Below are 22,438 nucleotides of genomic sequence, written 5' to 3'. Positions count from 1 at the left end.
ATCCGGGGAAAACGCATGGCGATTAAACTGCGCTTGAAAATCATGTTGTTTTTGCAGTATTTCATCTGGGGAGCGTGGCTGGTTACGTTCGGCTCTTACATGATCAATACCCTCGGTTTTAAGGGGGCAGACGTAGGAATGGTTTACAGCACCAAAGGCCTTGCCGCTTTGCTGATGCCGGGGCTGGTCGGGATCATTGCCGACAAATGGCTACCGGCGAACCGGGTCTACTCTGTGTGCCATTTGGTGTGTGCGGGCATGCTGGTCTGGGCGGCCAGCATTAACCAGCCGGGGCTGATGTTCTGGGCAATGCTGGGCAACGCGCTGGCCTTTATGCCTACCATTGCGCTATCTAACACCGTCTCTTATGCCTGCCTGGAAAAAGCGGGGCTGGATACGGTAAGCCATTTCCCTCCCGTAAGAGTCTTTGGCACGGTAGGCTTTATTGCCGCGATGTGGACGGTCAGCCTGATGCAAATCGAGCTGAGCAATATGCAGCTTTATATCGCGGCGGTCGCTTCGGTATTGCTGGCGCTGTATGCCCTGACTTTGCCGACTATTCCAGTGGTCAAAAACCAGGCCGCCCGCAGCTGGGTAAGCCGCCTGGGGCTGGACGCGTTTGTGCTGTTTAAGAAGCCGCGTATGGCGGTGTTCTTCCTGTTTGCCATGCTGCTCGGGGCGGTGCTGCAAATTACTAACACCTTCGGCAACCCTTTCCTGCATGACTTCGCCCGGCAGCCCGAGTTTGCCAGCAGTTTTGTGGTGCAGTATCCGTCTATTTTGCTGTCGGTCTCGCAGATGTCGGAAGTGGCCTTTATCCTGACGATCCCATTCTTCCTGCGCCGCTTTGGCATTAAGCAGGTGATGCTGATGAGCATGGTGGCCTGGGTGCTGCGCTTTGCGCTGTTTGCCTGGGGAGACCCATCGGCCTTCGGTTTTGTGCTGCTGTTGCTCTCGATGGTGGTTTACGGCTGCGCCTTCGACTTCTTCAATATCTCCGGCTCGGTATTTGTTGAGCAGGAAGTTGACTCACGCATCCGCGCCAGCGCGCAGGGGCTGTTTATGACCATGGTAAACGGGATTGGTGCTTACCTCGGTGCGATTATCAGCGGCTATGTTGTTGATTATTTCACCGTGGACGGCGTGAAAGACTGGACCACAATCTGGCTGGTATTTGCCGCTTATGCGCTGGTGCTTGCCGTGGTCTTTCACTTCAGCTTCCAGTATCGCCACCGGCGTGAAGTCGATTCTTCGGCATCGCTCGCACATTAAGGCTCCCGGGCTTACAGCACCGGCCCGGGATGGTAATTTATGGGGCTTGCTACTCAGGGAGCCTCATGAATACTTCTCAGCGCATCTACCGAACCGATCTTAAATTACTGCGTTATTTTCAGGCCGTGGCCGAGGAACTGCATTTTGGCAGGGCGGCCGCTCGGCTGAATATGTCTCAGCCCCCGCTGAGCTTCCACATTAAAGAGCTGGAAGCGCAGCTTGGCACGGTACTGTTTATCCGCCATTCCAGGCACGTTGCCTTAACTCATGCCGGAGAAGTCCTGCTGGAAGAAACCCGGCAACTGCTGAGCAATGCAAACCTGGCACTGGCTCGGGTGGAGCAGATTGGGCGCGGCGAGGGCGGGCGCATTCATCTCGGCATTGTCGGAACGGCTATTTGGGGCGGCCTGCGGCTGGGGCTACAGCGCTTTATTGCCGATTACCCGGCTATTGATATTACCTTTCGCGAGAAATCCCCCGGCGATCAGCTGGCGCTGCTGGAACGCCACGAAATAGACGCCGGGATCTGGCGCATGGAAACCTCACCGCCGGGTGGCCTGAAGAGTGAAAAACTGCACGATGCAACCTTTATGGTCGCCATGCCGGAACAGCACCCGCTGGCGTGCCAGCAAACGGTGGACATTGCCCAGCTCAGGCGGGAACCATTTGTCACCATGACGGCGGTACACTCAGACTGGACGTTTTTGCAGCGAGTATGTCGCGAAGCAGGGTTTACGCCGCGAGTCGTCAGGGAGGCGGTAGAGCCGCAAACGGTGCTGGCGCTGGTGAGTATCGGCTTTGGGTTGACGATTATGGCGGACAGCTACGCGCAAATGAGCTGGCCAGGCGTAGTGTTCCGCCCGCCGACTAAACCGATCCCCGCCGATCTCTACGCGGTGTTCGATCCGGTGCATCTCACTTCGACAACTCAGCAGTTAATTGATGCCCTTAAGAAGTCTCCGGGCCGTTTGCCCCATCGTTGAAAAGCGAGGGGAGTGATATGATATCCGGGCGGTTAATTTTGGTCTGGTTGCTCAGAGGTGCAGGTTGAAAATCGCTATTTTATCCCGGGATGGAACGCTCTATTCGTGCAAGCGCCTGCGTGAGGCGGCCATGCGCCGTGGTCATCTGGTGGAGATAATCGATCCCCTTTCTTGTTATATGAACATTAATCCGGCTGCGCCTTCGGTGCATTATAAAGGGCGGCAATTGCCGCATTATGATGCGGTTATTCCGCGTATTGGCTCGGCGATTACTTTTTACGGCACGGCGGTTCTGCGGCAGTTCGAAATGCTCGGCAGCTACCCGCTAAATGAGTCGGTGGCGATAACCAGAGCGCGCGACAAGCTGCGCTCATTGCAGCTGCTGGCTAAGCAGGGAATCGATCTCCCGGTGACAGGTTTTGCCCACTCGCCCGATGACACCAGCGACCTTATCGATATGGTTGGCGGTGCGCCGCTGGTGGTGAAACTGGTAGAAGGCACCCAGGGAATTGGTGTGGTGCTGGCAGAAACGCGGCAGGCGGCAGAAAGCGTGATCGACGCTTTTCGCGGCCTCAATGCCCATATCCTGGTGCAGGAATACATCAAAGAGGCGAAAGGGCGCGATATTCGCTGCCTCGTGGTCGGTGACCGGGTTGTTGCGGCGATTGAGCGTCAGGCCAAGCCTGGAGATTTCCGTTCCAATCTGCACCGCGGCGGCTCGGCCCGGCAGGTGACGATTACCGAACGCGAGCGTGAGATTGCGCTCAAGGCCGCCAGCACGCTCGGGCTGGACATCGCCGGGGTGGATATTTTACGCGCCGAGCGTGGTCCTCTGGTGATGGAGGTTAACGCTTCACCCGGTCTGGAAGGTATTGAAAACACGAGCGGCGTTGATATCGCCAGTCTGATGATTGGCTGGGTCGAGCAGCAGGCACAGCCTGGCTACTGTCTTAAAACTGGTGGGTAATCGTCGAATCGGCGCTTATTCATAGTATGACGTGTCATTTTTGCGTAAGATGACGCGTTAATTTTTGAACCGGTAATGAGGTTTTTGCGTTTATGGATTCACTCGTCGTCCCGACTCTGGACACTTTACGCCGCTGGCTGGATGAAATTGGCGTGAGCTTCTTCGAGTGCGATACCTGCCAGGCATTGCATTTGCCCCATATGCAGAACTTTGATGGCGTATATGACGCGAAACTCGATCTTGTAGACAACATCATACTGTTTTCCGCGCTGGCTGAAGTTAAGCCGTCTGCTCTGCTGCCGTTGGCTTCCGACTTGTCGTCGATCAACGCCAGTTCTCTGACGGTAAAAGCGTTCCTCGACATTCAGGACGATAATCTGCCAAAGCTGGTGGTTTGCCAGTCTTTATCCGCTTCTGTTGGCATTACGCGCGAGCAGTTTGCCGCTTTCGTTCAGCAGAGCGAAGAGCAGGTGTCGATGGTTATTCTCGAGGCCTGCGCTAACCAACTGCTGTTTATCTCTGAAGAAGAAGAGCAAGACAGCACAATTATTCAGACTCACTCTGTACACTGATCCTTCTCCCTTTTAACGCAGTGGCTGCCATAGCCGCTGCGTTCCGCATATTTTTATTCTGCATTACTGGCTTTCAGCCGAAATAAATCCCTGCCATATCGCGACTTTTCGCCGACTGTATAGACGAAAGATGCATAAAAAGTTGATAAAAGGCGTTTTTTCATCCGGGCTATAGTCTCGAACCCTGGCTACAGTTATTCTTGCGTGGCTCTAAAATCGAGCGACATCTGCGCGAAGGCTGCCCGCCTTTTTTCTTTGAGCAATGAATAGAGATGCATGAATCTTGCATGTCTTAAACGGCATGCGGCTACCGCTGATAAGTCACATTGCGTAAATTCGGCTCATTCGAGCCTGGTTTGGCCTTTATTCAGAAGGAATGAAATTATGTTCGACCAACGTAAAAAATGGTTGTCGGGAATGGTTGCCGGCGCGCTGATGGCCGCTTCGGTTACGGCAATCGCCGCCGAGCAGAAGACGCTGCACGTCTATAACTGGTCTGACTATATTGCGCCGGATACCCTGGCAAACTTCACGAAAGAGACCGGCATCAAAGTGGTCTATGACGTGTTTGATTCCAATGAAGTGCTGGAAGGCAAATTGATGGCGGGCAGCACCGGTTATGACCTGGTGGTGCCGTCTTCGCAGTTCCTGGAGCGTCAGGCGCAGGCCGGTATCTTCCAGCCTCTGGACAAGAGCAAGTTGCCGAACTACACAAAGCTTGACCCGGAAATGCTCAAGTTGGTGGCCCAGAACGACCACGATAACAAATACGGCATCCCTTATATGATGGTCACCACCGGCATCGGCTACAACGTCGAGAAGGTGAAGGCGGCGTTGGGTAAAGATGCCCCGGTTAACAGCTGGGATCTGATCCTCAAGCCGGAAAACCTCGAAAAACTGAAAGGCTGCGGCGTCTCATTCCTGGATGCGCCGAGCGAAATCTATGCCACAGTGCTGCACTACCTGGGCAAAGATCCGAACAGCACCAACCCGGCGGATTACACCGGGGCGGCTAACGACCTGCTGATGAAGCTGCGTCCAAATATCCGCTATTTCCACTCTTCTCAGTACATTAACGATCTGGCTAACGGTGATATCTGCGTCGCTATCGGCTGGTCCGGCGATATCCTGCAGGCGGCAAACCGCGCTAAAGAAGCTAAAAATGGCGTGAATATTGCTTATTCCATTCCTAAGGAAGGGGCGATGGTCTACTTCGACATGTTTGCTATGCCGACGGATGCGAAGAACAAAGACGAAGCTTACCAATTCCTGAACTACCTGATGAAGCCGGACGTGGTGGCCAATATCAGTAATCATATTTACTACGCAAATGCTAACAAAGAGTCGGTACCGTTGCTGAGTGCCGAAGTGCGCGATAATCCGGGCATTTATCCGCCTGCGGATATTCGTGCCAAGTTGTTCACACAAACCGTTATGCCAGCAAAAATTGACCGCGTGATCACCCGCGCGTGGACTAAGGTTAAAACAGGCAAGTAAGCCCTGAACCGCAATGCAGCGGGCGGCTGCACCAGAGTTGTGCAGCTGCCCCAGCCTGAACAGAAGCCCTTGTTTCTGAACGGGCTAAAAGTACGGCAACCGGGCCGTACCTTCTTTTTGCTTTTGCCGGAGAGCAACAGAATTGAACGATGCAATCCCTCGCCCGCAGTCCAAAACACGTAAAGCGCTAACCCCGCTGCTGGAAATCCGCAACCTGACTAAATCATTTGATGGCCAACATGCCGTGGATGACGTCAGCCTGACTATCTACAAAGGCGAAATATTTGCTCTGCTCGGCGCTTCCGGCTGCGGCAAGTCCACGCTGCTGCGCATGCTGGCTGGGTTTGAGCAGCCGAGCACCGGGCAAATCATGCTTGATGGCGTGGACCTGGCGCATGTCCCGCCGTACCAGCGGCCGATCAATATGATGTTCCAGTCTTACGCGCTGTTTCCGCACATGACCGTAGAGCAAAACATTGCTTTTGGCCTCAAGCAGGACAAGCTGCCGAAGGCCGAAATTACCAGTCGCGTAGCCGAAATGCTTACGCTGGTGCATATGCAGGAGTTCGCAAAGCGCAAGCCGCACCAGCTTTCCGGCGGCCAGCGTCAGCGCGTGGCCCTGGCCCGCAGCCTGGCCAAGCGGCCAAAATTGCTTTTGCTGGATGAGCCGATGGGCGCGCTGGATAAAAAACTGCGTGACCGGATGCAGCTTGAAGTCGTGGATATCCTGGAGCGCGTGGGCGTGACCTGCGTTATGGTGACTCACGACCAGGAAGAGGCGATGACCATGGCCGGGCGTATCGCGATTATGAATCGCGGCAAGTTCGTACAAATCGGCGAGCCGGAAGAGATCTACGAGCACCCAACTACCCGCTACAGCGCCGAATTTATCGGCTCGGTTAACGTTTTTGAAGGGCTGCTCAAAGATCGACAGGAAGACGGGCTGGTGATTGACAGCCCGGGATTAATCCACCCGCTGAAGGTTGACCCGGACGCTTCGGTGGTTGACGGCGTGCCGGTGTTCGTAGCGCTGCGCCCTGAAAAAGTGATGCTGTGCGAAGAGCCGCCCGCGGACGGTTATAACTTTGCCGTCGGCGAAGTGGTGCATATCGCCTACCTTGGCGATCTGTCGATTTACCACGTTCGCCTGAAGAGCGGGCAGATGATAAGCGCTCAGCTGCAAAACGAGCACCGCTACCGTAAAGGTGCCCCGACCTGGGGTGACGAAGTTCGTCTGTGCTGGGATGCGGACAGCTGCGTGGTTCTGACGGTTTAAGGGGGCGAGATGACAACTCTTTCTGAAGGTCCGGCAGAGCCGGTGGCGGCGCAGCCGGGCGGTTTCCGGCGCTGGCTCGCCCGTATGCAAATGGCCCACGGGCGCAAGCTGGTTATTGCCCTGCCTTATGTGTGGCTGATCCTGTTGTTTATGCTGCCGTTCCTTATCGTTTTCAAGATAAGTCTGGCCGAGATTGCCCGCGCTATTCCGCCGTACAGCGACCTGGTTAGCTGGGCCGACGGACAGCTGTCCATCACCCTGAACCTGGCAAACTACTTCCAGTTGACGGACGATCCACTCTATTTTGAGGCTTATCTGCAATCGTTGCAGATTGCGGCTATTTCCACGTTGTGCTGCCTGCTGCTGGGCTATCCACTTGCCTGGGCGATTGCCCACAGCAAGCCTTCCACGCGTAATATCCTGCTGCTTCTGGTTATCCTGCCGTCGTGGACCTCGTTCCTGATCCGCGTGTATGCGTGGATGGGGATCCTGAAAAATAACGGCATATTAAATAACGTCCTGATCTGGCTCGGCGTTATCGATCAGCCATTAACGATCCTGCATACCAATCTCGCGGTTTATATCGGTATTGTTTATGCCTACCTGCCGTTTATGGTGCTGCCTATTTATACCGCGCTGACGCGTATTGACTATTCGCTGGTGGAAGCCTCTCTGGACCTGGGCGCTCGCCCGCTGAGAACCTTCTTCAGCGTGATTGTGCCTTTGACCAAAGGCGGGATTATTGCCGGTTCGATGCTGGTGTTTATTCCGGCGGTGGGGGAGTTTGTTATCCCCGAGCTGCTCGGCGGACCGGACAGCATCATGATAGGGCGCGTGCTGTGGCAGGAGTTCTTCAATAACCGCGACTGGCCGGTGGCCTCTGCGGTGGCGATTATCATGCTGCTGTTGCTGATTGTGCCGATTATGTGGTTCCACAAATACCAGAATAAAGCGGCGGAGGGTCACGCATGAATAACTTGCCGGTAGTGCGCTCCCCGTGGCGTATCGTGATTTTAGTGCTCGGCTTTACTTTCCTGTATGCCCCGATGCTGATGTTGGTTATCTACTCGTTTAACAGCTCGAAGCTGGTGACGGTTTGGGCAGGCTGGTCAACGCGCTGGTACGGCGAGCTGTTCCGCGACTCGGCGATGATGAGCGCCGTGGGATTGAGCCTGACGATTGCCGCTGCTGCCGCAACGATGGCGGTTGTTTTGGGCACCATCGCTGCCGTGGTCATGGTGCGCTTTGGCCGTTTTCGCGGCTCCAGCGGCTTTGCTTTTATGCTCACCGCACCGCTGGTTATGCCGGACGTGATTACCGGACTTTCGCTGCTGCTGCTGTTTGTGGCGCTCGCGCACGCTATCGGCTGGCCGGGCGACCGGGGAATGCTCACCATCTGGCTGGCCCATGTCACTTTCTGTACCGCTTATGTTTCGGTGGTTATCAGCTCGCGGCTGCGTGAGTTAGACCGTTCGATTGAAGAAGCCGCAATGGATCTCGGCGCAACGCCGCTGAAAGTCTTCTTTGTGATTACGGTTCCGATGATAGCCCCGGCGATTGTTTCCGGCTGGCTGCTGGCGTTTACCCTTTCGCTGGATGACCTGGTGATTGCCAGCTTCGTTTCCGGGCCGGGGGCCACCACGTTGCCGATGCTGGTATTCTCCAGCGTGCGCATGGGGGTTAACCCGGAAATCAACGCCCTGGCGTCGATTATTCTCGGCGTGGTTGGCTTTATCGGCTTGATTGCGTGGTGGTTTATGGCGCGAGCAGAAAAGCAGCGGCTGCGCGATATCCAGAGTGCAAGACGTAGTTAAAACGCCTAAAATCTGCAATGATGTGCCTCCGGTGCCGCGCCTGTCGCGGCACCGTGACGTAAGGAACGCGAGGTTGTGGAAATTATCAGGAAGCAGCGGTCATCTCATGCAAAACTAAACGTCCCCACTTTAGTGATGGTGGCGGCCATAGGTATCATCACCACCCGATGCCTCGATTTACTGCTGCTGTTTAATATGCTTGGGGTGCGCGGGGTCTTAGATTTTGTTCACCGCAGCGTGCAAACCTGGAGCCTGACCCTGGTCTTTTTTTCAAGCCTGGTGCTGCTTTTCGTGGAGTTACGCTGCGCCTTTGTGATTATCAAAGGGCGCAATTGGGGCCGTTGGGTCTTTCTGTTGACCCAAGTTATTTCGATTGGTTATTTATGGTCCGCCTCTCTCGGCTGGGGTTACCCGGAGCTGTTCAGCATTGCCGGAGGCTCGAAGCGTGAAATCTTCCGCTCGCTGATAACCCAAAAGCTGCCGGATATCCTGGTTCTGCTGCTGCTATTTGTCCCCGCCCGCAGTCGGCTTTTTTTCAGACTTCAATAAGCGCGGAGTGCTACAATCTGCGCCCTCGTTTTTTCTCAGGGTTACTACGCTATGCAATGCTCGCTCTACGACGCCGGTCGCTGTCGTTCCTGCCAGTGGATTGAACAGCCGGTTGAAGACCAGCTTTCCGCCAAAATGGCCGATCTTCGGCAATTGCTGGACGGCATTGCGGTGGGCGAGTGGCTTGATCCGGTAAGCGGCCCTGAGCAGGCATTCCGTAATAAAGCCAAAATGGTGGTCAGCGGCAGCGTGGAAAAACCGCTGCTCGGCATGCTGCACCGCGACGGCACGCCGGAAGATTTAACCGACTGCCCGCTTTATCCCACATCGTTCGGGGCGGTTTTCACCGTCCTTAAGCCGTTTATCGCCCGTGCCGGGCTGACGCCGTATAACGTGGCGCGTAAACGCGGCGAGCTTAAATACCTGCTGCTGACAGAAAGCCAGCTCGACGGCGGCATGATGCTGCGTTTTGTGCTGCGCTCCGACAGTAAGCTGGAACAGCTAACGGCAGCGTTGCCGTGGCTTCGGCAGCAGCTTCCCCAGCTAAAAGTCATTTCGGCTAATATTCAGCCGGTGCATATGGCGATTATGGAAGGCGAGCAGGAAATTCCTCTGACCGGCCAGCGAGCGCTGGAGGAGTCGTTTAACGGCGTGCCGCTGTTTATTCGCCCGCAAAGCTTCTTCCAGACGAATCCGCAGGTTGCTTCCCGGCTGTATGCCACGGCGCGCGACTGGGTACGGGCTTTGCCGGTTAACCATATGTGGGATTTGTTCTGCGGAGTCGGGGGCTTTGGGCTGCACTGCGCGACGCCGGAAATGAAGCTAACGGGCATCGAGATTGCCCCGGAAGCGATAGCCAGCGCCCGCCAGTCGGCGGAAAAGCTTGGTCTTAAAAATATTCATTTTCAGGCTCTGGACTCCACGCGGTTCGCCGTGGCGCAGCAGGATATTCCCGACCTTGTGCTGGTGAATCCGCCGCGCCGTGGAATTGGCCGCGAGCTGTGTGATTACCTGAAGGCAATGGCGCCGAAGTTTATCGTTTATTCGAGCTGCAACGCTCAGACAATGGCGAAGGATATTAAGACGCTGCCGGACTACCGCGTAGCGCGTACTCAGCTGTTTGATATGTTTCCGCATACTTCGCACTACGAAGTACTGACCCTGCTTGAATACTGCCCCCCGGCCTGACCTTCTCCCCCTCGGGGAGAAGGAATAATAGCCGGAAGTTTTTTATCAGGAAGAAGGTCGCTTACTGCGGGAACCACTCATTACTGATTTTCTGATAAGTCCCATCGGCTTTAATCGCCGCCAGGGCATCATTTAGCTTTTTCAGCAGCGCCTGATTATCCGGGCGCACGGCAATACCTAAGCCGGTGCCAAAATATTGCGGGTCGGTCACGTGCTCGCCAACGGTACCGAGCTGCGGGTTGGTTTTCAGCCACTCGTTGACCACCGCCGTGTCGCCAAACACGCCGTCAATACGGCCATTTTTCAGGTCGATAATCGCGTTCTGATAGCTGTCATAAGAGACGGTTTTGACTTCCGGGTGCTTATCCTGGAGATATTTCTGGTGCGTGGTGCCGTTTTCCATCCCGATGCGTTTTCCCTTCAGATCGTCCAGCGACTTGTACTGGCCCTTTTTCGCAATCACCACCGCAGAGTTGGCGTAGTAAGGGTTGGTAAAAGCGACCTGTTTGGCGCGCTCGGGCGTGATATCCATCCCCGAAATGACCGCATCATATTTGCGGAACTTCAGCGAGGGGATCAGGCTGTCAAATGCGTGGTTGGTAAAGGTACAGTCAGCCTGCATTTGTTTGCATAAGGCTTTTGCCAGATCGATATCAAATCCGACGATTTGATTCGCGGCATCCAGAGATTCAAAAGGAGGGTAGGTTGCCGAAGAGCCGAAGCTGATTTTTTCCGCCGCGGCCGCGTTGAATGCGGCTGTGGCAAGCATTGCGGCTAACAGTAACTTCTTCATAGGTGTTGCTCCCGTCTGTCAGTATTGTTATTAATCGCCTTTTTTGGCGTTAAATAACCCTGTCACAAAATGAATTTATATTCAATAAAAATGTATTTTTATGTGTTGTGGCATTACGGGAGCCTCCTTCAGATAGCCTGACGTAATCGTGAACCCAGTGAACCGCCCGGATGAAAGAGGGCAAAATCCTGACGACTGAAGCCCCGTTCCTGTAGCAGGGTTACGGCAAGGGCATCTCCGAGCACAAGGGCCAGCGTGGTGCTGCTGGTGGGAGCAAGATTAAGCGGGCAGCATTCCCTTGCCACCTGAGAAGAGATAACCACGTCGCTGTTTTTTGCCAGCGTGGACCCTGGGCCGCCGCAAATTGAAATAATCGGCAGGCCAATATGTTTAAGCGTCGGCAGCATATGAATAATTTCAGCGGTTTCACCGCTATTAGACAGGATAAGCATCACATCTTCACGGCTGACCCGGCCCAGGTCACCGTGTAGCGCCTCTGCCGGATGCAGGTAGAATGAAGCCGTGCCGGTACTGGAGAAGGTGGATGAAATCTTTCGTGCAATATAGCCCGGCTTGCCGATTGCGCAGGCGATAACTTTACCTGATATATTTAAAATTATTTTTATAGCTTCAGCGAATTGCTCATTAATATTAGTGGTTGCACTAATTATTACCTCTGCCTCTTCTGTTAATACGTTACGGCCTCTATTAATTAGGTGCTGGGTTTTTATTTCATTATCCATCTTTATTTCCTTAAAATAGCCATCCTGATTATGCAATGCCCGGGCACCATACCATTTTATTTTCTGGTTTAGTGAATGAACTGTGAATTTGTGATTTTATTCACAACCACGTATTTAAAAAGCCGTTAGCTTAAAAATAGAGTGAAGCTAGCACTCAAAGAGAAAAAGTCATGACACGTTATTCTAAGGCGCAGAGGGTGCGTCGTATTATTGAAATGCTTAACGCTAATCAATCTATTACCATAAATCAGTTAGCTGAATACTTTACGGTTTCACATATGACGATTCGCCGTGATGTTGAGTCGTTGCAAAAAGTGGGGCGGGTAAAGGTTATATTTGGTGGGCAAGTCATTAGAGGTTTCATTAACGATAGCCCTGAATATAAAAGTAAGGCACAGGATAATATCGAGTGGAAAAAGTCGATTGCGCTTCAGGCTTATCAGCTATTGCAGCCAGGAGAAATAGTATTTCTGGATGGCGGCACTACGGTAAAACAGCTGGCCTGGTTGATTGATATTCCACTAACGGTAATCACTAACGATATTTCTACTGCCTATATCCTGAATGATAAGCCGGATGTGAAGCTGATTATTTGCCCCGGTGAACTTGTAAGAGAAAGTCGCTCATCTTATTGCAGCGAAACTCTGCGCTATTTAAGTGACCACTATACCGATCTGGCTTTTATCGGTGCTGATGGCTTTGACGATAATTATGGGGCAATGACGACCACGCAAAGTAAAGCTGACTGTAAATGGATGGCGGTAAATCGCGCGGCAAAATCGGTGTTGCTGGTTGATGAGAGCAAAAGAAATGTGTTCTGCCATTACAAAATAGCCGATCTGGCTTGTTTTAATCAGGTCATCGTCAATAGCGAGCCGCTTATGACGTGATATTCATTCGATACAGAGAGGGAAGCACTGTGAAAGTTGCAATAATAGCGGACGATTTAACCGGCGCGAATGCCACCGCCGCGCTGCTGAGCGCCAGGGGGTTCACAACCATGACCTGCCTGGACACTCACGACGAAAAAGAAGCGCACTTTGACGTCATTTCGTTTTCCACCGACTCGCGCTCGGTTGCCGCCGCGGAAGCCTACAGGCGGGTTGCGGAGCGGATTGCCGGTATCAATCCCGAGCATACCTTAATCAGCAAGCGTATTGATTCAACCCTGCGCGGCAATATGGGAGCAGAGGTGGACGCGGTTATCGATAGCTTCCCGCATCTGATGGCCGTGGTGGTCCCCGTTTACCCGTCCAGCGGGCGTATTTGCGTAGGCGGTTCTCTGCTGGTGGATGGCATACCGCTGCAAAATACCGCCATGCGTAACGACCCAAAGAATCCAATGGTGGAATCTTCGGTGGTGGAGCTGTTCCGCCAGCAAACCAATAAAAACGTCGGCTATATCTGTTTGCGTGATGTGCTAAGCGGGGAAAATAATCTCAGTAAAAAACTCAGGGAGCTGTATCGCAACAACGTGCGAATTGTGGTTATTGACGCGACAACCGGAGACGATATTCTGCAAATCGCCCTGGCGGTGCAGAAAGCAAAACTGCCCTGTTTCTGTGTGGATCCTGGCGTCTTTACCGCCCAGCTGGCATGGATACGATTTTCTGCAGGCCAAAGAAGAACCAATAAAATTTTATTAGCCATCGGCAGCGTTTCAGACTTAACCCAGCGGCAAATAAAAAAGCTGCGCTATGAGCGTGAGGTCTATATTGAAACGCTATCACCCGAGCGTTTAATAGATATTTCGCTATTGCCGGAAAGTGCTGCTCCGTTGGTTGAAAGTCTTATTGATAAAACGCGCAACTTTGACGTAGTAGGAATCGACTCGGTTGAGGCGCCTGAGCATATTTGCTCGCTGGATAGGCTTGCCAGAAAATATGAAGTCGATAATCACGAAGTCAGCTGCATGATTAATCGTGGGATGGCCGAAGTGGTGGCCCAGGTTTTAATCAAAGAAAAATCACCGATTAGCGGCCTGTACGGCAGCGGCGGTGATGTCATGGTCAGCATTACCAAGCGCTTAAAAGGGCGCGGCGTAGTATTAAAAGATGAAGTTGAGCCTCTTACCGTCTACGGGAAATTAGTCGGCGGCCTGTCCGATGGCCTTCCCCTTATTACTAAAGGCGGCTTTGTAGGTAATGATGATACGCTGATTCACTGCGTCGATTATTTAGTGACAAAAGTTTCAGGGAAAACGGAAGTCACAGAAGCTGTTTAAATATAAAAGGAGTTAATCATGAAACCGTTGGTTGTTATTCCAATGGGGGATGCTGCTGGCATCGGCCCAGAAATTACCGTTAAAACGCTGGCCTCAGAGGAGGCGAGGAAATATTCAAGAATGCTCGTTATCGGCAATAAAGCGGTACTGGAAGAGGCCGCAAAATTTTCTGGCGTACCGATATCAATTAATGCCATTGCCGGTGTTAACGACTATCTCGACGAGCCGGGGATAATGAATGTTATCGAAGTTGGCGAATTGGATCTGGCATTACTCAAGCCGGGTGAAATTCAGGGGCAATGCGGCAGGGCGGCATATGAGTGCATTGAAAAAGCGGCCAGTATGGCGCTGAGTGGGGAAGCCGATGCGGTAGCCACCACGCCAATAAACAAAGAGTCGCTTAAGGCGGGAGAGGTCAATTTTATCGGCCATACAGAGATTTTTGCCCACCTTACCGGCGCTCACGACCCGTTGACGCTTTTCCAGGTTCGCACGCTGCGGGTTTTCTTCCTGAGCCGCCACCTTTCTTTGGTTAAAGCCATCCAGAGCCTGACGCCTGAAAAAGTGTGTGATTACGCCGTGCGCTGCACGCGGGCATTGCAGCAGCTTGGCGTGCCTGAGCCAAGGCTGGTAGTGGCCGCAATAAACCCTCACGGCGGGGAGCACGGCCTGTTTGGCCACGAAGATGATGAAATCCTTCTGCCGGGCATTGAGCTGGCGCGCACGAAGGGCGTGATGATTGAGGGGCCAAAACCTGCCGACAGCGTGTTCCATTTTGCTTTGCAGGGCGCATGGGACGCGGTGCTTTCGCCGTATCACGACCAGGGGCACATCGCCACCAAAATGGTGGATTTTCACCGCACTATTTCAATCACCGGCGGTATGCCAATTCTGCGGACTTCGGTTGACCACGGTACAGCAAACGATATTGCCGGTAAGGGAATTGCCGATCCCGTTAGCCTGATTGAGGCCGTCAGGCTGGCCGCACTTTATGCCCCCGGGTACAAAAAATAATAGCGAGCGGCGGGCGTAACGGCTCGCCGCCTTAAGCGAGGTGAGTATGTCTGATAATCCAGTAACAACCGCGTCGGCGGGAATAAGCCCCAGGCTGAAGGGGCTGTTGGTACTTTGTATCGGCTTAGTGATTTTTAATCTTGGCGGCACCGGCGAGGCGGAGTTAAACAGCTTCCGCGTCATCGGCGGCCTGCTGGTAGCCATCGCCGCACTGCTTTTCATGATCCTCAAAACGCGCATTCCGGCTTTTCCGGCGCTTATTATTGCGGCGGTTATCACCGGCTCATTGGGTGGCATGAAAAGTGAATTGATGATTGCCTCCATCACCAAAGGCTTCGGCGGGACGCTGGGCAACATCGGGATAGTTATCGGCTTTGGCGTGATGATGGGCTCGTTGCTTCAGATGAGCGGTGCATCAAAGCGCATGGCGCTTTCCTTCATCAACCTGTTGGGCAAGGGGCGTGAAGAGCTGGCGCTGGTGATGATCGGCCTGATTGTTTCCATGGCGGTATTTTGTGATTCCGCATTTATCGTCCTGGTGCCGCTGGTGAAGGCCATCTCGCGCTCAACCGGGAAATCGGTGGTGGGACTGGGAGCGACGTTAGCCGCCGGGCTGGTGATTAGCCATAGCATGATCCCGCCCGCGGTGGGGCCATTTGGCGTGGTATCGCAATTCAATATGCCTATCGGCAGCTTTATGCTGTGGAGCATGGTGGTGGCCGTTCCGGTGGCTATCGCTGGCTTCTTATATACCCGGCATCTGGGAAAAACCATTTTCCTGATGCCAACCGAAGACGGCAGCGGCTTTACCCGTGAGCGCCCGCAGGCAGGAGCCGAAACTACCCAGCAGGAGGAGGATCTGCCGGGGAAAGCTATCTCTTTTGCCCCGCTGTTAGTGCCGATCGTCCTGATCCTGCTGGCGACCTTCCTGAAAGAATTTGGCTATCTCGCGAACGGCGGCGACTCCTGGCAGCACTCTGTAGCGCAGATGTTTGTCGCCGTTGGTCATCCGGTCACGGCGGTGGGGGCCGGTCTGTTGATTGCGATTATTGGCCTCGGTAGCCGCTACGATCGCAAAGAAGTGACCCTGAATATGGAAAATGCGATTCGCTCGGCGGGGATCATTTTCCTGGTGATTGGCGGCGGGGGAGCGCTTGGCATGGTGCTGCGTGATTCTGGCGCGGGGAATATGATTGCCGAATACATCATCCAGATTGGCGTGCCGGGCGTGCTTCTACCGCTGGCGATCTCTACGCTGGTGCGTTTAATTCAGGGTTCCGGCACGGTAGCGATGATTACCGCCGCGAGTATTACTGCGCCCATGATTGGAACCTTAGGCGTTGACCCGATTATCGCCGGGCTGGGCTGTACGGTTGGCTCGTTTATGTTCTCCTACTTTAACGACGCCTACTTCTGGGTCGTTAACCGCTCGCTTGGAGTGACGGAGGTTCAGGAGCAAATTAAGGTATGGAGCATTACTTCGACGGTTCTCTGGGCGACCGGAGTTGTTACGCTGCTGCTGATTAATGCGCTGTTTTTCTAAGCGGAGTTGAGATTAAAAAGGGAACCCGTTGGGGTTCCCTTTTTGCTTAGCTGCGGCGTTCAAACGCCAGCGCCCTGCGCTCAACGAAGCGCATCAGCAGCGTCAGAAGTCCGTTAACAATCAGGTATACCAGACCGGCAGCGCCAAATACCGCCACGTCGTAGGTGCGCCCGTACAGCAGCTGGCCGTAGCCCATCACTTCCATCAGCGTGATGGTGTAAGCCAGAGAGGTACTTTTGAATACCAGCACCACTTCGTTGGAATAAGACGAGAGCGCGCGCTTAAAGGCGTAAGGCAGCAAAATTGCCAGCTGGTCCTTCTTGCTCATCCCCAATGCGCTGCACGACTGCCACTGACCTTCCGGAATGGCTCGAATGGCACCGTAAAACAGCTGCGTTGTATAAGCGGCGCTGTTAAGCGACAGGGCAATTAAAGCGCACAGCCAGGGTTCGGAAAGCAGGTGCCACAGCACCGGATAGTGCTGGAGCGACGGGAACTGACCCGGGCCGTAGTAAATCAGGAAGATCTGCACCAGCAGCGGGGTGCCGGTAAATAGCGTGATGTAGACCCGCACGATGTGTACCAGCCCCGGCGTTTTCAGCGTCAGAACGATGGTGAACAGCAGCGACAGCAGCAGGGCAACCGCAATGGAGGCGGCGGTCAGCGTCAGGCTGGTGTGCAGACCCTTCATCAGCTCCGGTAAATACTCGAGCATCAGCCTGGTCTCCGTTCAAAGCGCGTCGCACGCAGGTCTATCCTTTTCAGGATGTACTGGCTCAGCAGGGTGATAACGAGGTAGATAGCGGCGGCAATCACGTACCAGGTAAACGGCTCCTGGGTACGGGTGGCGATGCTTTTGGTTTGCAGCATCAGGTCGTTAACGCTGATAAGCGAAACCAGCGCGGTATCTTTTAACAACACCAGCCACTGGTTACCCAGCCCCGGCAGCGCGTGGCGCCACATCTGCGGCATCACCAGGCGGAAGAAGATAGCGGTTTTTGACAGCCCAAGCGCCTGGCCGGACTCCCATTGCCCCACCGGCACGGCTTTTAGCGCGCCGCGCAGCGTTTGTGAAGCGTAGGCCGAATAAAGCAGGGAGAGGGCAATTACGCCGCACAGGAACGGGCTGACGTCGAAGTTCTCAATCTGCATTTGTACCGGGAACGAGGCAAAGCCAAGGTTAACGGTAAAGCCGTCCGAAAGGGTGAGCAGCAGCTGGGAAGAGCCGAAATAGATAAACAGCACCACCAGAATTTCCGGCAGGCCGCGGAACAGCATCACCAGCGCCGAGCCTGCCCATGCGACCGGGCGCCATTTGGCGGATTCCCAAACGGCAAACAGCATCGCCAGAACCAGGCCGACTATCAGGGCGCAAACGGCAAGGCCGACGGTCATCCCGGCGGCGCTTGCTAATGGAAACAATTCGTTCATCGAGTCGATTACTTCTGGAACCATTTGTCGTAGATGGCTTTGTAGGTGCCATCTTGTTTCACTTTATCCAGCGCGGCGTTGAATTTGCTTTGCAGGTCAGTGTTGCCCTGGCGCAGAGCGATGCCCAGGCCGGTGCCGAAGTAGTCTTTGTCGGTCACTTTGTCGCCGACGGCGGTCAGCTCAGGGCTGGCTTTCAGCCACTCGGTCACTACAGCGGTGTCGCCGAATACCGCATCAATACGACCATTTTGCAGATCCAGCTTCGCGTTCTGGTAGCTGTCGTAAGGCACGGTGGTGATTTCCGGGTGTTTATCGGTGATGTATTTCTGGTGAGTGGTGCCGTTCTGGATGCCCACTTTTTTGCCTTTCAGCGCGCTAATGTCGGCGAATTTGCCTTTCTGGCCAACGAACAGCGCCGAGTTATCATAGTAAGGCTTAGTGAACAGAACCTGTTTTTCACGCTCAGGGGTGATATCCATCCCGGCCATGACCGCATCAACGCGGCGGAACTTCAGGCTTGGGATCAGGCTGTCAAACGCCTGGTTGGTGAAGGTACAGGTGGCGTCGATCTGTTTGCACAGAGCGTTAGCCAGGTCGACGTCAAAGCCGACGATTTTGTTGTTGGCATCGATAGACTCAAACGGAGGGTAAGAGGCTTCGGTAGCAAAACGAATAGTCTGTGCGGCAGTAGCTGAAAGACTCAGGGTGGCTAAAAGCGTGGCCAGAAGAACTTTTTTCATTGTCGTTTTCCCGTTCAACATCAGTGTGAGAGATAGAATTTAAACGCATCGGTTTGCGGGTTGGCAAAGCAACTCGCATCACCTTGTTCGATGATATGGCCATTTTCCATATACACCACGCGGCTGGCGGTTTTACGCGCCACTTCCACTTCGTGGGTCACAATGACCTGAGTAATGTTGGTTTCCGCCAGCTCGCGAATAATGCTGACAATCTGGGCGGTAATTTCCGGGTCCAGCGCGGCCGTTGGCTCATCGAACAGCAGGATCTGCGGTTCCATCATCAGCGCACGGGCGATGGCGACGCGCTGCTGCTGCCCGCCGGACAGGTGCAGCGGGTAGCGATCCATATACGGCTTCAGGCGCAGGCGCTCAAGCAGCTTATCGGCACGCTCACGCGCCTTGTCTTTGCTTAAGCCCAGAACGCGGCAGGGAGCTTCAATCAGGTTTTGCAGCACGGTGAGGTGCGGCCAGAGATTGTACTGCTGGAAGACCATGCCGACATTCTGACGCAGTTCGCGAATGGCTTTATCGCCAGGCGTTCTGGAGAAGTCGAATTCATTGCCCGCAATGCTGAGCTTGCCGGAGCGCGGCATCTCCAGCAGGTTGAGTACGCGCAGCAGAGAGCTTTTGCCTGCACCGCTTGGGCCAAGCAACACCAGCGTCTCGCCCTGCGGGCAATTTAGTGTGATGTCGAACAGCGCCTGGTGGGCACCGTAGAAGCAATTAATGCCGTTTAGTTGAATACTCATGCGATGCAGTTGAATAGCGATTGAGGCCGCAAAGATTACCTTTAACAGAATAGTTATGCAATCTTTGTGCGTTAAAACTTAAAAAGAACTGCTTTTATGGTTTAAAAATAGCACAAAATCGCGGGGCGGGTGGTAGCTAAGTATAAACGTCGGCATTCTGAAATAATGCCAGATTATTTACAGGGGTTATGTTTTTTCCACCCGCCATCCGTAAGCGAAAATTGCCGTTATTGGCCTTCGATTGCCTGGCGCAGGCTGCCGGTCGGCGCGTGGCTTGTCGCGCCGAGATAGCGCACATCATCCACCGTCCAGCACTGCCCTTCGCGAGTCATCAGAACTTCATCTTTCCAGGTCTGGCTACCGCGGGTCAGCTCTACGCGCAGCGGAATATTGCGGGCGTCGGTATTGGGGATCGTTGAAGCCGAGGCGACGCTGGCCTTGTCCGGTCCCTCAGACTGGCTGGAGAAGATGTCGCTGCGGGCGAAGGCGCTTTGCGCCGTGGACGAGGTGCTGGCTTTTTGTAACTGCTGGAACAGCGAGTCGCTGAGGTAAGGGCGCAGCGCGGCGACCGAACTCAGGCCTTCGCCTTTATGCGCGATACGGTAGTCGTAGAACTGCTGAGCGACCTCATCAGGCCCGCCGTTTATGCAGGGGCCGCTGCGGGTGCCGATGTCTTTAAAGGCCGGGGTGACGGTGGTACATGCCGAGAGCACCAGGGCACAGGGGAGAAGAAGCAAAGCTGAGCTGCGCATTTTTATTTCCTTATTTTCTCAGGAGGACTACCTTAGCATAGCGTATTGGCTCAAAATCGCGTGGCGATTGCCGGTCTAACACATTGATGGCAAAGAAGAGGAGAACGTGATGCAGTTTACAACGACGCCGGGCCTGGAAGGCCAAACCATTACCGAATACTGCGGCGTGGTGACCGGGGAAGCGATTCTCGGGGCCAACATTTTCCGCGATTTTTTTGCCGGGGTGCGCGACATCGTGGGCGGCCGCTCCGGCGCGTACGAGAAAGAGCTGCGCAAGGCTCGTGATATCGCGTTTCGTGAAATCCAGCAGCAGGCCGAAAGCCTGGGCGCTAACGCAGTTGTTGGCATTGATATTGATTATGAAACCGTGGGCAAGGACGGCAGCATGCTGATGGTCTGCGTCAGCGGAACGGCGGTGAAAACGCAAAAATGAAAGCAAGGATTTTAGCGCTCGGCCTGGCGCTGCTGCTGGCAGGTTGTGCAGGCCAACAAGGAATTGTCGATCACGGCAGCTATAAAGTTGATACCCGCCATCAGGCGCAGGCGGCTTACCCGCGGGTGAAAATACTGGTGATTCACTACACGGCGGACGATTTCCCGGGGTCGCTCTCCACGCTCACCGACCGCAACGTTAGCTCCCATTATCTCATTCCTGCTAACCCACCTCTGGCCGGCGGCAAGCCCGTTATCTGGCAACTGGTTCCCGAGGAGCAGCTGGCCTGGCACGCGGGAATAAGCTTCTGGCGCGGTGCCACGCGCATCAACGATACGTCGGTTGGCATCGAACTTGAGAATCAGGGCTACACCCGGGAAGGGGCGGTTCAGCGATTTTATCCTTTTAACCCACCGCAAATTGCCGTGCTGGAGTCTCTGGCTCAGCAGATAATTACCCGCTATAACATTGCGCCGCAAAACGTGGTGGCCCACGGGGATATTGCTCCCCAGCGTAAGGTTGACCCCGGCCCGCTATTTCCTTGGCAGCAGCTGGCCGCAAAAGGTATTGGTGCCTGGCCGGATGCGGCTCGTGTAGCTTTTTATCTCAACGGGCGTAGCCCGTATCAGCCGGTGGAGAAAGCGAACCTGCTGGATTTGCTATCTCGTTATGGTTACCAGGTGACGCCGGGAATGAGCGAGGAGGAGCAAAAGCGGGTGATTGTTGCCTTCCAGATGCACTTCCGCCCGGCCAACTATAGCGGCGAGGCGGATGCACAAAGCCAGGCGATTGCCGAGGCGCTGCTCGAGAAATACGGGCAGGCTTAACCGCGGTGCAGCGTGCCGTGGTCTTTTAGCCACAGCGCGGTGCGCCGGATCCCCTCATCCAACGTGATGATGGGCTGGTAGCCCAGCTCCGTTTCCGCGCGGGTGGTGTCCAGGGTTAAATCGAAGTTCAGCTTGGAGACGCCGTAGTGGGTGAGCGCCGGCTCTTTGGCTGACTTATTGCCGAAGTGCTCAAGGCTGCGGGCGATAATATCCAGCATCGGGTAAGGCACCGAGCGAATGCGGCATTTGATGCCCAGCTCGTCTATCAGCTTCTGGACGATGGTGCGCAGCGGGCGAGCTTCCATATTTGTGATGTTATATGCGCGCCCGGAAGGCAGGTCGCCCTTCTGGGTGGCCAGCCACATCGCATGTACCGCGTTTTCCAGGTAAGTCATATCTACCAGCGCATCGCCGCCGCGCGGCAGCAGCACGCTACCGTAATGGCGCATCATCTGCACCAGACGCGGGAAGAACACTTTATCGTGCGGGCCGAACAGGCTCTGCGGGCGCAGAATGGTAAAGCGCGTGTTGGGGTTAGCCTGCGCCAGCAGCTGAATGACCTCTTCGCTGGCGGCCTTGCTGCGGGCAAATTCGTTAGCAAAGCGTACCGGGCGAAAATCTTCTTTGATGTTGCGGTGATGGTGGTAGTCAAAGTAGAGCGACGGCGACGAGATATGAATAAAGTCGCGTACGCCCCAGGCCACGGCCCATTCGCCCAGGCGGCGGGTTGCGCGCACGTTGGCGAGGTCAAAGGCCTGCTGCGTGCCCCACGGTGAGGTAAAGCTTGAGCAGTGCCAGAGCGTGTCGACATCCGCAAGCATCACTTTTGCCTGCGAGGAGACCAGCTCCGTCAGATCGGCATGAACAAACTCGGCGCCCATTTTTTGCAGCAGTTTGCCCATGGCTTCGTTACGCCCGGTTGCCCGCACGCTGACGCCTCTGGCGCGTAAGTATTCGACCGCGTTTCGGCCTAAACCGCTGGTTGCGCCCGTGACCAGTACCTTCATGTCGACCAACTCGTTATATTTAAGATTAACGCTGCGCATTTTTCCGTGAAACGGCGGCGCATGC

Annotated in this window: 24 protein-coding genes; 16 read left to right on the top strand and 8 right to left on the bottom strand. The window is 54.5% G+C overall.

The features are described 5' to 3' along the window. Positions 1–15: 15 nt before the first annotated feature. The 10 genes from ACG1VR_RS16015 to rlmC all read left to right on the top strand — a co-directional run bounded on the left by ACG1VR_RS16015 (position 16) and on the right by rlmC (position 10,118). Positions 16–1,272: a nucleoside permease gene (locus ACG1VR_RS16015; RefSeq protein ID WP_395489296.1), complete on the top strand. Its 1,257-nt coding sequence runs from the start codon at positions 16–18 to the stop codon at positions 1,270–1,272. Between the two features lie 65 nt (positions 1,273–1,337). After that, entirely contained in the window at positions 1,338–2,255 is a 918-nt protein-coding gene (locus ACG1VR_RS16010; RefSeq protein WP_039898029.1) for a LysR family transcriptional regulator, read from the top strand. A gap of 64 nt (positions 2,256–2,319) precedes the next feature. Continuing rightward, positions 2,320–3,222 (top strand): 30S ribosomal protein S6--L-glutamate ligase, encoded by a 903-nt coding sequence (gene rimK / locus ACG1VR_RS16005; protein ID WP_216377012.1) that lies wholly within the window; start codon positions 2,320–2,322, stop codon positions 3,220–3,222. A gap of 92 nt (positions 3,223–3,314) precedes the next feature. Beyond that, positions 3,315–3,794: a YbjN domain-containing protein gene (locus ACG1VR_RS16000; protein ID WP_016535561.1), complete on the top strand. Its 480-nt coding sequence runs from the start codon at positions 3,315–3,317 to the stop codon at positions 3,792–3,794. A 384-nt stretch (positions 3,795–4,178) separates the two neighbouring features. Further along, complete coding sequence (potF, locus tag ACG1VR_RS15995) at positions 4,179–5,291, top strand: spermidine/putrescine ABC transporter substrate-binding protein PotF (RefSeq protein ID WP_395489295.1); 1,113 nt, start codon at positions 4,179–4,181, stop codon at positions 5,289–5,291. 142 nt (positions 5,292–5,433) lie between these two features. Next, positions 5,434–6,567 (top strand): putrescine ABC transporter ATP-binding subunit PotG, encoded by a 1,134-nt coding sequence (gene potG, locus ACG1VR_RS15990; protein ID WP_265438675.1) that lies wholly within the window; start codon positions 5,434–5,436, stop codon positions 6,565–6,567. Between the two features lie 9 nt (positions 6,568–6,576). Continuing rightward, the gene (gene potH / locus ACG1VR_RS15985) at positions 6,577–7,539 is read left to right on the top strand and encodes a putrescine ABC transporter permease PotH (RefSeq protein WP_395489294.1); all 963 of its coding nucleotides are present in this window, start codon (positions 6,577–6,579) and stop codon (positions 7,537–7,539) included. Continuing rightward, positions 7,536–8,381: a putrescine ABC transporter permease PotI gene (gene potI / locus ACG1VR_RS15980; RefSeq protein ID WP_016535565.1), complete on the top strand. Its 846-nt coding sequence runs from the start codon at positions 7,536–7,538 to the stop codon at positions 8,379–8,381. The genes potH and potI overlap by 4 nt, the downstream gene beginning before the upstream one ends. A 135-nt stretch (positions 8,382–8,516) precedes the next feature. Continuing rightward, positions 8,517–8,930 carry a YbjO family protein gene (locus ACG1VR_RS15975; protein WP_016535566.1) on the top strand — a complete coding sequence of 138 codons (414 nt, stop codon included), beginning with the start codon at positions 8,517–8,519 and terminating at the stop codon, positions 8,928–8,930. Positions 8,931–8,981: 51 nt separating this feature from the next. Beyond that, positions 8,982–10,118, top strand: a complete 1,137-nt coding sequence (rlmC, locus tag ACG1VR_RS15970) for a 23S rRNA (uracil(747)-C(5))-methyltransferase RlmC (RefSeq protein WP_395489293.1) — start codon at positions 8,982–8,984, stop codon at positions 10,116–10,118. 61 nt (positions 10,119–10,179) lie between these two features. Here the strand turns inward: rlmC and artJ (ACG1VR_RS15965) are convergent, their stop codons facing one another. Beyond that, positions 10,180–10,911 (bottom strand): arginine ABC transporter substrate-binding protein ArtJ, encoded by a 732-nt coding sequence (gene artJ, locus ACG1VR_RS15965; protein WP_172567964.1) that lies wholly within the window; start codon positions 10,909–10,911, stop codon positions 10,180–10,182. 128 nt (positions 10,912–11,039) lie between these two features. Then, positions 11,040–11,654 (bottom strand): SIS domain-containing protein, encoded by a 615-nt coding sequence (locus ACG1VR_RS15960; protein WP_055696349.1) that lies wholly within the window; start codon positions 11,652–11,654, stop codon positions 11,040–11,042. Between the two features lie 170 nt (positions 11,655–11,824). Between ACG1VR_RS15960 and ACG1VR_RS15955 the strand changes: the two genes are divergently transcribed. From ACG1VR_RS15955 to ACG1VR_RS15940, 4 genes are read left to right on the top strand one after another with little or no spacing between them, the layout of a single operon-like run. Then, on the top strand, positions 11,825–12,544 hold the full coding sequence (locus ACG1VR_RS15955; RefSeq protein ID WP_016535570.1) for a DeoR/GlpR family DNA-binding transcription regulator: 720 nt from the start codon (positions 11,825–11,827) through the stop codon (positions 12,542–12,544). Positions 12,545–12,573: 29 nt separating this feature from the next. Next, the gene (locus ACG1VR_RS15950) at positions 12,574–13,878 is read left to right on the top strand and encodes a four-carbon acid sugar kinase family protein (protein ID WP_395489292.1); all 1,305 of its coding nucleotides are present in this window, start codon (positions 12,574–12,576) and stop codon (positions 13,876–13,878) included. Between the two features lie 18 nt (positions 13,879–13,896). Further along, positions 13,897–14,892 (top strand): 4-hydroxythreonine-4-phosphate dehydrogenase PdxA, encoded by a 996-nt coding sequence (gene pdxA, locus ACG1VR_RS15945; RefSeq protein WP_395489291.1) that lies wholly within the window; start codon positions 13,897–13,899, stop codon positions 14,890–14,892. A gap of 46 nt (positions 14,893–14,938) precedes the next feature. Next, positions 14,939–16,435: a GntP family permease gene (locus tag ACG1VR_RS15940; RefSeq protein ID WP_016535573.1), complete on the top strand. Its 1,497-nt coding sequence runs from the start codon at positions 14,939–14,941 to the stop codon at positions 16,433–16,435. Between the two features lie 46 nt (positions 16,436–16,481). Here the strand turns inward: ACG1VR_RS15940 and artM are convergent, their stop codons facing one another. From artM to ACG1VR_RS15915, 5 genes are all read right to left on the bottom strand, one after another. Further along, positions 16,482–17,150, bottom strand: a complete 669-nt coding sequence (artM, locus tag ACG1VR_RS15935; protein WP_016535574.1) for an arginine ABC transporter permease ArtM — start codon at positions 17,148–17,150, stop codon at positions 16,482–16,484. Beyond that, positions 17,150–17,866, bottom strand: coding sequence for an arginine ABC transporter permease ArtQ (gene artQ, locus ACG1VR_RS15930; RefSeq protein WP_039898033.1), 717 nt, complete (start codon positions 17,864–17,866; stop codon positions 17,150–17,152). Before artQ ends, artM begins: the two co-directional genes overlap by 1 nt. An 8-nt stretch (positions 17,867–17,874) precedes the next feature. After that, entirely contained in the window at positions 17,875–18,606 is a 732-nt protein-coding gene (gene artJ / locus ACG1VR_RS15925) for an arginine ABC transporter substrate-binding protein (RefSeq protein WP_039898034.1), read from the bottom strand. A 20-nt stretch (positions 18,607–18,626) separates the two neighbouring features. Next, a complete protein-coding gene (artP, locus tag ACG1VR_RS15920) occupies positions 18,627–19,355 on the bottom strand; it encodes an arginine ABC transporter ATP-binding protein ArtP (RefSeq protein WP_016535577.1) in 729 nt (242 codons plus the stop codon). A 227-nt stretch (positions 19,356–19,582) separates the two neighbouring features. Further along, on the bottom strand, positions 19,583–20,107 hold the full coding sequence (locus ACG1VR_RS15915) for a lipoprotein (protein WP_016535578.1): 525 nt from the start codon (positions 20,105–20,107) through the stop codon (positions 19,583–19,585). Between the two features lie 109 nt (positions 20,108–20,216). Between ACG1VR_RS15915 and ACG1VR_RS15910 the strand changes: the two genes are divergently transcribed. Both ACG1VR_RS15910 and ACG1VR_RS15905 read left to right on the top strand, forming a co-directional pair. Next, on the top strand, positions 20,217–20,540 hold the full coding sequence (locus tag ACG1VR_RS15910; RefSeq protein ID WP_016535579.1) for a heavy metal-binding domain-containing protein: 324 nt from the start codon (positions 20,217–20,219) through the stop codon (positions 20,538–20,540). Continuing rightward, positions 20,537–21,367 carry an N-acetylmuramoyl-L-alanine amidase gene (locus ACG1VR_RS15905; protein WP_395489290.1) on the top strand — a complete coding sequence of 277 codons (831 nt, stop codon included), beginning with the start codon at positions 20,537–20,539 and terminating at the stop codon, positions 21,365–21,367. Before ACG1VR_RS15910 ends, ACG1VR_RS15905 begins: the two co-directional genes overlap by 4 nt. Here the strand turns inward: ACG1VR_RS15905 and ACG1VR_RS15900 are convergent. After that, positions 21,364–22,374 carry an NAD(P)-dependent oxidoreductase gene (locus tag ACG1VR_RS15900; protein WP_039899162.1) on the bottom strand — a complete coding sequence of 337 codons (1,011 nt, stop codon included), beginning with the start codon at positions 22,372–22,374 and terminating at the stop codon, positions 21,364–21,366. The genes ACG1VR_RS15905 and ACG1VR_RS15900 overlap by 4 nt on opposite strands. Positions 22,375–22,438 lie beyond the last annotated feature (64 nt).

The organism is Cedecea davisae, from assembly GCF_044095835.1.
Taxonomy (GTDB): domain Bacteria; phylum Pseudomonadota; class Gammaproteobacteria; order Enterobacterales; family Enterobacteriaceae; genus Cedecea; species Cedecea davisae.
This window is presented reverse-complemented; position numbering and strand designations above follow the sequence as displayed.

Bases quoted from the DNA above. Each gene is read 5' to 3' on its own strand.
- ACG1VR_RS15960 (WP_055696349.1), bottom strand. From the start codon at position 11,654: ATGGATAATGAAATAAAAACCCAGCACCTAATTAATAGAGGCCGTAAC.
- artJ (WP_039898034.1), bottom strand. From the start codon at position 18,606: ATGAAAAAAGTTCTTCTGGCCACGCTTTTAGCCACCCTGAGTCTTTCA.
- artQ (WP_039898033.1), bottom strand. From the start codon at position 17,866: ATGAACGAATTGTTTCCATTAGCAAGCGCCGCCGGGATGACCGTCGGC.
- ACG1VR_RS15955 (WP_016535570.1), top strand. From the start codon at position 11,825: ATGACACGTTATTCTAAGGCGCAGAGGGTGCGTCGTATTATTGAAATG.
- ACG1VR_RS15910 (WP_016535579.1), top strand. From the start codon at position 20,217: ATGCAGTTTACAACGACGCCGGGCCTGGAAGGCCAAACCATTACCGAA.
- ACG1VR_RS15915 (WP_016535578.1), bottom strand. From the start codon at position 20,107: ATGCGCAGCTCAGCTTTGCTTCTTCTCCCCTGTGCCCTGGTGCTCTCG.
- ACG1VR_RS15905 (WP_395489290.1), top strand. From the start codon at position 20,537: ATGAAAGCAAGGATTTTAGCGCTCGGCCTGGCGCTGCTGCTGGCAGGT.
- ACG1VR_RS15940 (WP_016535573.1), top strand. From the start codon at position 14,939: ATGTCTGATAATCCAGTAACAACCGCGTCGGCGGGAATAAGCCCCAGG.
- ACG1VR_RS16015 (WP_395489296.1), top strand. From the start codon at position 16: ATGGCGATTAAACTGCGCTTGAAAATCATGTTGTTTTTGCAGTATTTC.
- potF (WP_395489295.1), top strand. From the start codon at position 4,179: ATGTTCGACCAACGTAAAAAATGGTTGTCGGGAATGGTTGCCGGCGCG.
- artJ (WP_172567964.1), bottom strand. From the start codon at position 10,911: ATGAAGAAGTTACTGTTAGCCGCAATGCTTGCCACAGCCGCATTCAAC.
- potI (WP_016535565.1), top strand. From the start codon at position 7,536: ATGAATAACTTGCCGGTAGTGCGCTCCCCGTGGCGTATCGTGATTTTA.
- artM (WP_016535574.1), bottom strand. From the start codon at position 17,150: ATGCTCGAGTATTTACCGGAGCTGATGAAGGGTCTGCACACCAGCCTG.
- ACG1VR_RS16010 (WP_039898029.1), top strand. From the start codon at position 1,338: ATGAATACTTCTCAGCGCATCTACCGAACCGATCTTAAATTACTGCGT.
- rlmC (WP_395489293.1), top strand. From the start codon at position 8,982: ATGCAATGCTCGCTCTACGACGCCGGTCGCTGTCGTTCCTGCCAGTGG.
- artP (WP_016535577.1), bottom strand. From the start codon at position 19,355: ATGAGTATTCAACTAAACGGCATTAATTGCTTCTACGGTGCCCACCAG.
- potH (WP_395489294.1), top strand. From the start codon at position 6,577: ATGACAACTCTTTCTGAAGGTCCGGCAGAGCCGGTGGCGGCGCAGCCG.
- ACG1VR_RS16000 (WP_016535561.1), top strand. From the start codon at position 3,315: ATGGATTCACTCGTCGTCCCGACTCTGGACACTTTACGCCGCTGGCTG.
- ACG1VR_RS15900 (WP_039899162.1), bottom strand. From the start codon at position 22,374: ATGAAGGTACTGGTCACGGGCGCAACCAGCGGTTTAGGCCGAAACGCG.
- ACG1VR_RS15975 (WP_016535566.1), top strand. From the start codon at position 8,517: ATGGTGGCGGCCATAGGTATCATCACCACCCGATGCCTCGATTTACTG.
- pdxA (WP_395489291.1), top strand. From the start codon at position 13,897: ATGAAACCGTTGGTTGTTATTCCAATGGGGGATGCTGCTGGCATCGGC.